The 9,727-nt window shown below is 70.0% G+C and carries 10 protein-coding genes; 3 read left to right on the top strand and 7 right to left on the bottom strand.

The window, feature by feature from the left end; all coding sequences use genetic code 11:
• Window positions 1-48: 48 nt before the first annotated feature.
• Entirely contained in the window at window positions 49-1,794 is a 1,746-nt protein-coding gene (locus CFB39_RS08775; protein ID WP_089425385.1) for a cyclic peptide export ABC transporter, read from the top strand.
• Window positions 1,795-2,109: 315 nt separating this feature from the next.
• Here CFB39_RS08775 and CFB39_RS08770 read toward each other — a convergent pair whose 3' ends face one another.
• The 7 genes from CFB39_RS08770 to CFB39_RS08740 form a co-directional block, all read right to left on the bottom strand.
• On the bottom strand, window positions 2,110-3,147 hold the full coding sequence (locus CFB39_RS08770) for an ABC transporter substrate-binding protein (RefSeq protein WP_089472752.1): 1,038 nt from the start codon (window positions 3,145-3,147) through the stop codon (window positions 2,110-2,112).
• On the bottom strand, window positions 3,144-3,947 hold the full coding sequence (gene fhuF, locus CFB39_RS08765) for a siderophore-iron reductase FhuF (RefSeq protein WP_089472751.1): 804 nt from the start codon (window positions 3,945-3,947) through the stop codon (window positions 3,144-3,146). Before fhuF ends, CFB39_RS08770 begins: the two co-directional genes overlap by 4 nt.
• Window positions 3,944-6,034 carry a Fe(3+)-hydroxamate ABC transporter permease FhuB gene (gene fhuB, locus CFB39_RS08760; protein ID WP_089472750.1) on the bottom strand — a complete coding sequence of 697 codons (2,091 nt, stop codon included), beginning with the start codon at window positions 6,032-6,034 and terminating at the stop codon, window positions 3,944-3,946. Before fhuB ends, fhuF begins: the two co-directional genes overlap by 4 nt.
• Window positions 6,031-6,879 carry an ABC transporter ATP-binding protein gene (locus CFB39_RS08755; protein ID WP_089472749.1) on the bottom strand — a complete coding sequence of 283 codons (849 nt, stop codon included), beginning with the start codon at window positions 6,877-6,879 and terminating at the stop codon, window positions 6,031-6,033. The genes fhuB and CFB39_RS08755 overlap by 4 nt, the downstream gene beginning before the upstream one ends.
• The gene (locus CFB39_RS08750) at window positions 6,879-7,886 is read right to left on the bottom strand and encodes a TauD/TfdA family dioxygenase (RefSeq protein ID WP_089472748.1); all 1,008 of its coding nucleotides are present in this window, start codon (window positions 7,884-7,886) and stop codon (window positions 6,879-6,881) included. Before CFB39_RS08750 ends, CFB39_RS08755 begins: the two co-directional genes overlap by 1 nt.
• A gap of 45 nt (window positions 7,887-7,931) precedes the next feature.
• The gene (locus CFB39_RS08745) at window positions 7,932-8,174 is read right to left on the bottom strand and encodes an MbtH family NRPS accessory protein (RefSeq protein ID WP_089472747.1); all 243 of its coding nucleotides are present in this window, start codon (window positions 8,172-8,174) and stop codon (window positions 7,932-7,934) included.
• Between the two features lie 86 nt (window positions 8,175-8,260).
• Entirely contained in the window at window positions 8,261-8,917 is a 657-nt protein-coding gene (locus tag CFB39_RS08740) for an RNA polymerase factor sigma-70 (protein WP_089425379.1), read from the bottom strand.
• A 320-nt stretch (window positions 8,918-9,237) separates the two neighbouring features.
• Here CFB39_RS08740 and CFB39_RS08735 point away from each other — a divergent pair, with 320 nt between their 5' ends.
• Both CFB39_RS08735 and CFB39_RS40155 read left to right on the top strand, forming a co-directional pair.
• Window positions 9,238-9,477, top strand: coding sequence for a hypothetical protein (locus CFB39_RS08735; RefSeq protein WP_046545673.1), 240 nt, complete (start codon window positions 9,238-9,240; stop codon window positions 9,475-9,477).
• A 47-nt stretch (window positions 9,478-9,524) separates the two neighbouring features.
• Entirely contained in the window at window positions 9,525-9,662 is a 138-nt protein-coding gene (locus CFB39_RS40155; protein WP_163008971.1) for an HHHH-motif protein, read from the top strand.
• Window positions 9,663-9,727: the final 65 nt, after the last annotated feature.

The following is a 9,727-nucleotide window of genomic DNA, read 5'->3' as shown; positions in this document are numbered from 1 at the left end:
TTTGCCGTTTCCGCGTTTTCGCTTGCCTTCCCTTTACCGACGTTGCCGATGACAGCCGCCCACGAGCCTTCTTCCCCGCCGTCCCTCGACGCTTCCCCCGGCCGCCCCGCGGCGCGCCTGATCCTTGCGCTGTTGCGCGAAAGCCGCGTGTCGCTCGCGCTGGCGCTCACCGCGTGCGTGCTGAACGGCGTCGCGAGCGTGCTGCTCGTCGCGACGCTGAACCGCGCGCTCTCGCAGCCGGGCGCGGCCGACGCGTCGCTCGCGTGGCGCTTCGCGCTGTGCGCGGTGATCGCACTCGTCACGCGGATCGTGTCGGGCACGCTGTTTGCCCGCCTGTCGCAGGACACGATGGCGCGGCTGCGCGTGCATCTCGCGCGGCGCGTCGGCGCGGCCGAGCTGCGCGACATCGAGCGGATCGGCGCGGCGCCCGTGCAGTCGGTGCTGACCGACGACGCCACCAACGTGTCGATGCTGTTCTTCGCGCTGCCGAACCTGGTCATGCACGGCTCGATCGTGTTCGGCTGCCTCGGCTATCTCGCGTGGCTGTCGTGGCCGGTGTGCCTGCTCGCGCTGGCCGCGATCATCGCCGGCTCGCTCGGCTATCACACCGGCGACCGCCGCGCGATCGCGGCGCTCGAAGCGGCCGGCCAGGCGCAGGATCGCCTGTTCGGCTATCTCGGCTCGCTGTTTTCCGGCGCGAAGGAGCTGAAGCTGCACGATGAACGCGCCCGCCAGTTCGTCGACGGCCAGCTCGGCGCCGCGATCGGCGAAGTGCGCGACCACCGCCGCCGCGCGTTCAGTGCGTATGCGGTCGGGGTTGGCTGGATCATCTTCCTGTTCTACGTGTTCCTCGGCATCGCGTCGTTCTGGCCGCAGCTCGGCGTGCATGCCGATCCGGCCGCGGCCGCCGGCTACGTCGTCGTGTTCCTGTTCATGCTCGTGCCGCTCGACGGGCTGCTGAACAACCTGCCGACCGTCAACGCGGCCCGCGTGTCGCTCACGCGGATCGAAGGCGTGATGGCCGAATTCGGCGCGCTGCGCACGGTGCCGCCCGCGTCCGATGCACCCGACGTGCCGCCGGCCGGCGCCGTCACGCTGCGCGGCGTCACGCATGCGTACTTCCACGAGCGCGACGAACGGATGTTCAGCATCGGGCCGATCAACCTGACGATCCAGCCGGGCGAGCTCGTGTTCATCGTCGGCGGCAACGGCAGCGGCAAGACGACGCTCGCGAAGGTGCTGACGGGCCTCTACGAACCCGAGGAAGGCACGATTGAGGTCGACGGCCGCACGATCGGCTGGCGCGAGCGCGCCGCGTACCGGCAGCGCTTCAGCGCGGTGTTCAACGATTTCCACCTGTTCGATGCGCTGCTCGGCATCGTCGACCCCGACGATCCGTCCCGTGCGCAGGCCGATGCGCGTGCGAACGCGCTGGTCGCGAAGCTCGCGCTCGATCACAAGGTGAAGGTCGTCGACGGCGCGTTCTCGACCCGCGCACTGTCGACCGGGCAGCGCAAGCGGCTCGCGCTCGTCGTCGCGTACCTGGAGGACCGGCCGTTCTACCTGTTCGACGAATGGGCGGCCGACCAGGACCCGTCGTTCAAGGCCGTGTTCTACGAGCAACTGCTGCCCGAGCTGCGTGCGCGCGGCAAGGCCGTGATCGTGATCACGCACGACGACCGCTACTTCGATCTCGCCGACCGCCTGTTGAAGCTCGACAACGGGCGCATCGTCAGCGATACGACGCCGGCGCGGTCTCGCGCGCAGGATGGTGTCGACGCGCTGAGCGCGTAACACGGCAAGTCGATGAAAAAACGCCGACGCACTGCCATGGCAGCGCGTCGGCGATTTTCGTTTCAGGAAGCAATGTGGCTGGCGCGTCGCGCGATCGCAGAACGCCTGGAGCGATTCACCGCGCGTCCCGCGCACATGCAGCGGCCGCCGTCGGCGAGCACGCCGCTCGACCGAAGCGCATCACATCGAGCACAACCGCCGGCCACGCGGCCGGGTCGAGCCGGATCACCGCGTGGCGCGCACAGGCCAACCGCAACGCCCTGCCCGTCGAAGTCGAAGCGGCGTCATCCGCCGATCGACCGCAGCGCACTCCACTCAACGCACGGCCGGCAGCTTCAGCATCGTATCGGTCATCACGTCGGCCAGCTTCAGCGCCGACATCGGGCCGCCAAACCCCCAGATGTTGCGTTCGATGAGCGCAATCCGGTGTTCCTTCATCGCGGGCACGAAGCGCCACACCGGCGAATCGAGTTTCGCGGAAAGCGGCACGTCCAGCCCCGACGCGGTCACGAACAGCACGGCCAGCTCGCGCTGCCTGAGCAAGTCGGCCGACGTCACGTACAGCGTGCCTTCCCGCGTCGGCTTCTTCGGCCACGGATCGAGCCCGAGGGCCCGCGCGAGCCCGGCCGACGTGCTGTTGCCGGTATAGGCCCAGTAGCGGTCGGGCAAGCCGAGATCCTGCAGCAGCGCGACGCGCTCGCCCTTGCGACCCGCGGCCGCGAGCCGCGCCGCATTGCGTGCGATGCCCGCATCGAGCTGCGCATCGACCGCCTGCGCGCGCGCGTCGCGCCCCGTGACCGCACCGATCGTCCGAAAGATCTGCCGCATCCAGTCGAGCTGCGTGACCGGCACGCCGCCATCGGACACATTCGGGCTGAACTGGAACAGGATCGTCGGTGCGATCCGGTCGAGCGCGTCGAAGATCGGCGCATGGCGAAAACCGACACCGATGATCAGGTCGGGCTTGACCGCCGCAATTGCTTCGAGGCCCGGCTCCTGACGCGACCCGATGTCGGTCACGTTCGCGAGCCGTTCGCTTTGATAGCCGAGCCAGCCCGGATAGAACGCGGTATCGGCCATCCCGACCGGCACGAGGTCGAGCGCGATCACGCTTTCCGCGAACATGAAGTCGAGCGCGACCACGCGCTGCGGGCGCACCGGCATCGTCGCGCTCGCCTGCGACACGACGGGGTTACCGGCCAGCGACACCGCCCCCGGCGCACGCGCGCCCTGTTCGCGATGGGCATCGAGGGGCGCGGCAACCGCGCCGGACGATGCGGCAAACGCACCGCAGCACGCGGCGCCGAGCGCCGCGAGTGCGCCGAGCGCGTGCCGGCGGCCGGCATCCATCACCGGATCGCGTCCTGCTCGGCCAGCGCCGCGTCGTCCATCGTCAGTAGCAGGGGGCAGCTTCCACACAGTTGCGTTTCTCCAGGAATTTCATAGCGCAGGCAGCACACGCGGCGCGCACGAAACGGTGTCGGCAGCAGCGCCGAGCGCGGCACGGCATCGCGCACGGGCACGCGCAGCGGATTCGGCTCGCCATGCACGCAGCGCGAGCCGAACAGCCAGCTCGCATCGCGGACGGGATCGGCCGCGCAGGGCAGCGCACGATACGTATCGAGCAGATAGTCGAGCAGGTTGCCCGCGTTGCTCCACAGCACGCGCGGCGTGACGCGGCCCATCGCCGCGAGCAGGTCGATCACCGCGCCGAGATGCGCGACGAGCCCCGCATAGCGGGTCGCCGGGTCGTCGCACGGTGCGCCGAGCGCATCGTGCGGCAAGTACAGCGCGGCGGGCATCCCGTCGTCGAGCGCGACGAACGTGCGCTCGGGCGACATGTCGAGCGGCCGGCCGAGCGTCAGCGCGGCGACGACGCCGGCCGGCGCCGCCCGGCCGAAATAGTATTTGCTCCATTGCGACATCAGCGCGCGCGCATGCTGCACCGGATCGCCGCCGTAATGGCCGACCATCGCGTCGAGGATTGCCTCGCGGTGATCGGGCAGCGTGCTGACGGGTACGACGATCCGCCCCGGCGCATCGTGCGCGTCGTCCGGTATGCCGAGCCAGACGACGTCGAGGTGTTCGGCGAACGGTTCCGGCGCGAACGCCGAAAAACGCGTGGCGCGCGCGCCGTCGAGCGCGGGCGTCATCGCCCTGCGCGCCGGGCGCGGCGCCCCTCGAGGATCAGCAACCCGAGCAGATATGGCGCGCCGATCAGCGCGGTCAGCACGCCGGCCGGCACTTCGCGCGGCGCGACGACCGTACGCGCGGCGAGATCCGCCACACCGAGGATCAGCGCGCCGCACGCGGCCGCGAGCCACAGCCGCGTCCGGTGCCGGCGCGCGCCGAGCATCGTCGCGACGTGCGGCGCCATCAACCCGATGAAACCGACCGGCCCGACCGCCGCGACGGCCGCGCACGCGGCGAGCGTCGCGATCGTCAGTGCGAGCGGCCGGAGTGCAGCCACCGGCAGGCCGAGCGCGGCGGCCTGGTCGTCGCCGAGCGCGAGCATGTCGAGCGGTTTCGCGAGCCATGCGAACACGGGCACCGCGAGCACGCACCACGGCAGCAGCATCGACACTTCGCCCCAGCTCCGCCCATAGGTACCGCCGACGAGCCATACGACGAAGCGCGCGGGCTGCACGCTTTCCTGCGTGATCAGCCATTGCGCGAGCGTGGTCCACAGCGCGCCGATCACGATGCCCGTCAGCGCCACCGCGAGCGGCGCATAGCGATGCCGGTGATTCAACGCGAGCGTGACCGCGAGCGACAGCCCGCCGCCGATCAGCGCGGCCGCCGCGAGCGTCACATGACCCATCAGCGGCCACGTCGACAACGCGAACAGCGTGACGAGCCCCGCGCCCTGCGTGACGCCGAGCACTTCGGGGCCCGCGAGCGGATTGCGCACGACGCTTTGCATCGCGACGCCGCTCACCGCCAGCAACGCGCCGGCAAGCAGCGCGCACAACAGGCGCGGCATGCGCAGGTCGATCAGCATCCGCGCGAGCGCATCGTGGCCGGACAGCGCAGCGGACCAGCGTGCGATCGACAGCCACTCGGGGCCGGCCGACACGCCGACGAACACGATCAGCACGCCCGCCACGACGAACAGCGCCGTGCGCAGCGGCCAGCCGAGCCGTTCGAGCCAGCCGACGAGCCGCGTCGAGCCGCCGCCCGACGCACGTTCGGCATCCGCGTGCAGCACGCCCGACCACGCGGCGCCGCGCCGGATCATCGCCAGCATCAGCGGCGTGCCGACCAGCGCGATCGCGACGCCGGTCGACAGCGTCGCGTCGAGACCGGACGCGAGCACCGCACTGTCGGTGACCAGCACGAGCGCACCGCCCGCGAGCGCCGACAGCGGCACCAGCACGCCGAGACGCGCGGCGCGCGCGCCGCGCACCTGGCGCAGCAGGTTCGGCGCGACGAGGCCGACATACGACAGCGGGCCCGCGATACTGACCGCCACGCTCGTGAACGCGACCGCGACGATCGTCGCGGCGAGCCGCGTCGCGTCGACGCGCACGCCGGCCGCAGCCGCCGCATCGTCGCCGAGCGTGAGCGGATTCAGCGGCCGGATCACGAACGGCAACGCGACGAGCGGCACGACGAGCCAGCGCGCGGCGAGCGCGAGGCCCGTCGCGCCCGGCTGGTAGAGGCTGCCGTTGGTCCACAGCGCGGCGCCCGCGATGTTCTGCTCGAAGAACGCGAGCACGAGCGTCGACAGCGCCGCGAACAGCAGCATGCACACGCTGCCCGCGAGCACGAGGCGCAACGGCGTCGCGCGCCAGCCGCCGGCCGCGACGATCGCGCAGGCGGCCGCGGCCAGCCCGCAGACGAACAGCAGCGGCACCGATGCGACACCGGCCAGCGCCGGCACGAGCATCGCCGCGAGCAGGCCGAGCTGTGCGCCGCCCGTCACGCCGAGCAGGTCGGGCGACGCGAGCGGATTGCGCGTGAGCGACTGGAACAGCGCGCCCGCGATGCCGAGGCAGCCGCCCGCGACGAGCGCGGCCGCGACGCGCGGCAGGTTGAGGTCGAACAGGAACACGTGCGCGAGCGCGGCGGCATCGCTGCCGGGCACGGCGCTCCACCACACGCGCAGATCGGGCGCGACGCGCAGCACCGCGAGCAGCGCGATCAACGTGACGAGGCCGAACGCGATCGCGCCGGCCCGGCCCGGCGCCGTGCCCTTCCCCGCCGCCGCGAGGCGCTTGCGCATCGCGAACGTCGTCATACGGCGAGATCCCGATCGAAGACGCCGGCCGCCTGCGGCACGCCGTCGGTCGTCGGCCCGTAGGCCGGCACGCACATCGGCGCGCCCGTCTGCGGATGCGAAAGCTTCAGCATCTCGACGCCGAACGCCACGCGCAGCCGCGCCGGATCGAGCATCGCGTCGGGCGTGCCCTGCGCGACGAGGCGGCCCGCGCGCATCAGCACGATTTCATCGCTGTACGCGGCCGCCTGGTTCAGGTCGTGCAACACCCACACGATCGTCAGCCCGCGCGTGCGGTTCAGCGTGCGCAGCGCATCGAGGATGTCGAGCTGGTGATGGATGTCGAGATAGGTCGTCGGTTCGTCGAGCAGCACGATCGGCGCCTGCTGCGCGAGCGCCATCGCGATCCACGCGCGCTGGCGCTCGCCACCCGACAGCGCGCCGACGTCGCGGTCCGCGTCGTCCGCGAGGCCGCTCGTCTCGAGCGCCTCGTCGATCGCCGCGTGATCGGTGCGCGACAGGCCGCGCAGGAAGCCGCCGTACGCATAGCGCCCGTACGCGACGAGCTCGCGCACGGTGAGGCCCGATGGAATCTGGTTGAACTGCGCGAGCATCGTCAGCTCGCGCGCGAGCGCGCGACGGCGAAACGCCGCGAGCGGCTGGCCGTTGACTTCGACATGGCCGGCACGTGCGGGCTGCAGGCCCGCGAGCGTGCGCAGCAGCGTGCTCTTGCCGCAGCCGTTCGGTCCGCACAGCGCGGTTACGCGGCCGGCCGCGATCGACAGGTCCAGCCCGTCGATCACGACATGGTCGCGATACCCTACCGACAGCCCGCGCGCGGCAAGCGCGGCGGTACTACGCGTCATCAATCCTCCGTTCGGCCGCGCGGGACCGTATAACTCTGCGCCATCGCGACGACGACCTTGCGCGGCCCCTCGAACGGGTCGCGCGCATGCGCGGTCAGCATGTTGTCGAGCATCAGCACGTCGCCCGTGCGCCACGGGAACACGATGCGCTGCTGGTCGAGCACGCTGCGGATTTCCGCGAGCGCGTCGGCTTCGAGCGGTTCGCCGTCGCCGTAATACACGTTGCGCGGCACGTTCTCGAGCCCGACCGCGTCGACGAGCGCTTCCTGCATGTCATCGTCGAGCGCCGACAGGTGAAACAGGTTCGCCTGGTTGAACCACACGCGGTCACCGGTGCGCGGATGCCGCGCGACGGCCTGGCAGCGCTCGCGGGTGCGCAGCAGCAGCTCGCCATCGTCGTCGGTGCGCCATGCGCATTCGATGCCGCGCGCCGCGCACATCCGTTCGACTTCGGCCGGCTCGTCGGTGCCGAACGACTGCTGCCACGGCAGGTCGAGCCCCTGTCCGAAATTGCGCACGTACAGCAGTTCACGTTTCTCGAAACGCGCAATCAACGCCGGATCGAGCGCGCGATAGACGGCGCGGCTGTCCGCGATCGGCGTCGCACCGCCCTTCGGCGCGGCGAGCGCGCAGTGGAACCAGATCCGCAGCGGCCATTCGCGCGTATACGACTGCTCGTTGTGCAGCGGAATCGCGCGGTGCGGCGGATATTCGGTCGACGTGTAGACCGCGCCCTCGACCTGGCTGCGCGGCGTCGATGCGTATTCATAGCCGATCAGCGGATCGCCGAACGATGCCGCGAACTGCTGGAACGCGTCGATCGACGGCACGTGAAAACCCGTGAACAGCACGCCGCCCGCCCGTTCGAGCGTGTCGGCCGCGATCTCGCGCGCCAGCGGCGCGACGTCGGCGATCGACATGCCGTCACTGCCGCGCGGCGACACGACGGTGGGCAGCCCCGGCTCGATACGCAGGTCGTCGAGCGTCGGCAACGAAAGCAGGGTCATGCAACGTCCTCTTCAGGTGGCGCGCCGGAAACCCGGCGCAGCGGGTCACGACGCGCGCGATGCGCGCTCGCCGTCCATCGCGCGGCGCAGGCTCGCGGGGCGCATGTCGGTCCAGACGGTCTCGATGTGCGCGAGACAGTCGGCTTTCGGGCCGCTCACGCCGATCTCGCGCCAGCCGGCCGGCACGGGCCGGAACGCCGGCCAGATCGAATACTGTTCTTCGTCGTTGATGACGACCGTGTAGACGAGGTCATCGGTGTCGGCGGAAGGCGTCGTGGCTTGCGTCATGATCGGAAATCGCTGAGGCGGTTGAAGGTGGCGAAGCGGCGGTTTCGGCCGCTCCTGTCTGATAGACGTTTGGCCGGCGCGGTTTTTTACCGGCGCCGTGCGCGGCCGCCCAGGAACACCGGGCACGCGACGCCGCGATGGCACGCGTCGAGGCATTCCGCGCAGTGGCGTTCCGCGTCGCGCACCATGAAATGCACGAGCGTCTGCGACACGTTCAGCGCGCGCGCCGCGGTCTGCAGCGTTTCCTCGCGCAGTCGCACCATCTCGAACGCCGCACGGCTGCGCGCCGGCAGGTCGTCGAGCGCGGCCCACACGCGCCGCAGCGTGTCGCGCGTCAGCAGCGCGGCTTCCGGCGTCGGCTCGGGCGACGGCACGTCGAAGCCGTCGTCCTCTTCCGTGTGATAGACGTTCTCCAGGCTTTGCCGGCGGCACGCATCGATCGACGCATTGCGCACCATCCGCGTCACGTACGCGACCGGCTGGCGCACCGCGTCCTGGTTCGGAAATTCGACGAGCTTCACGAACACGTCGTGCACGACGTCCTCGGCGCGGCTCGCACAGCCGACGAAGCCGCGCGCGACATTGACGAGCATCGCCCGATGCGAGATCAGCACGTCCAGCAACGCGCCCTGCGCACGGGGCTCCGCGGTGCGGCGCGCACGCGGCGGCCGGTCGGGATAACTGCCGAGGAACGGGTTTGCCGCTGCCGCCGCCGGTCGGTCGAGCACTTCCGCCATCGCCATCGATCTGCTCCGTCAAATTCCGAGATAGCGAAATTTAACGTAAACGCAAATCATTCTCAATACGATTACGAAATGACCCTTTCGGTTGTCAGGATTTGTCTGAACAATCGGCGGAATCTTTGCCGGGCCAGATGGGACGCATGCCGCCGGTCGTGGCAGGAGACACCGACTCGTCTGTCCGGCGCGCACGGCTACCGCTGCTTTCACGGGGTTCTGACGAAATGCCTGGGGTGTCATGTCATGTGCGGTAGCAACTTCTTACCACGTGAAATTTTGAGGGCTCGTACGATCGACGTGCCGTTTCCCCAGGGAGAACAAACATGAAATCCATCGTGCTATCCGCTGTCATGCTGGGCGCGCTGTCGAGCGTGATGCTCACCGGATGCGTCGCCTATCCGGGCCCGGCCGAAGTCACGATCGGCTGGCATGGCGATCGTTACTGGGACGGAAATCGCTACTGGGAGCGCCGCGACTGGGAGGCTCAGCATCGCGGCGGCCATGACGACCGCCGCGACGATCGCCGGGACGACCATCGCGACGATCAGCGGCCGCAGTGGTAATGCGCTGCCGCTCCCGTGACCCACTATTCAACGACAGGACCTCAAACATGAAGACGCTACTCAAGACCCTGACCGTCGCGGCGCTCGCCGCCGCCGTACTCGTGCCGGCGATCGCCGAAGCCCATCCGCACCGCGTGTGTCACTTCGAGCATCACCATCACAAGGTTTGCCGCTGGGTGCGGTAAACGACACAAGGCGTCGGGGAACCGGCGCCTTGCTTCATCGCTTTACCTGCATGCGACCGTGATTG

Origin of the sequence: Burkholderia sp. AU6039, from assembly GCF_002223365.1 — a bacterium.
In the GTDB taxonomy this organism is placed as follows: domain Bacteria; phylum Pseudomonadota; class Gammaproteobacteria; order Burkholderiales; family Burkholderiaceae; genus Burkholderia.
This window is presented reverse-complemented; position numbering and strand designations above follow the sequence as displayed.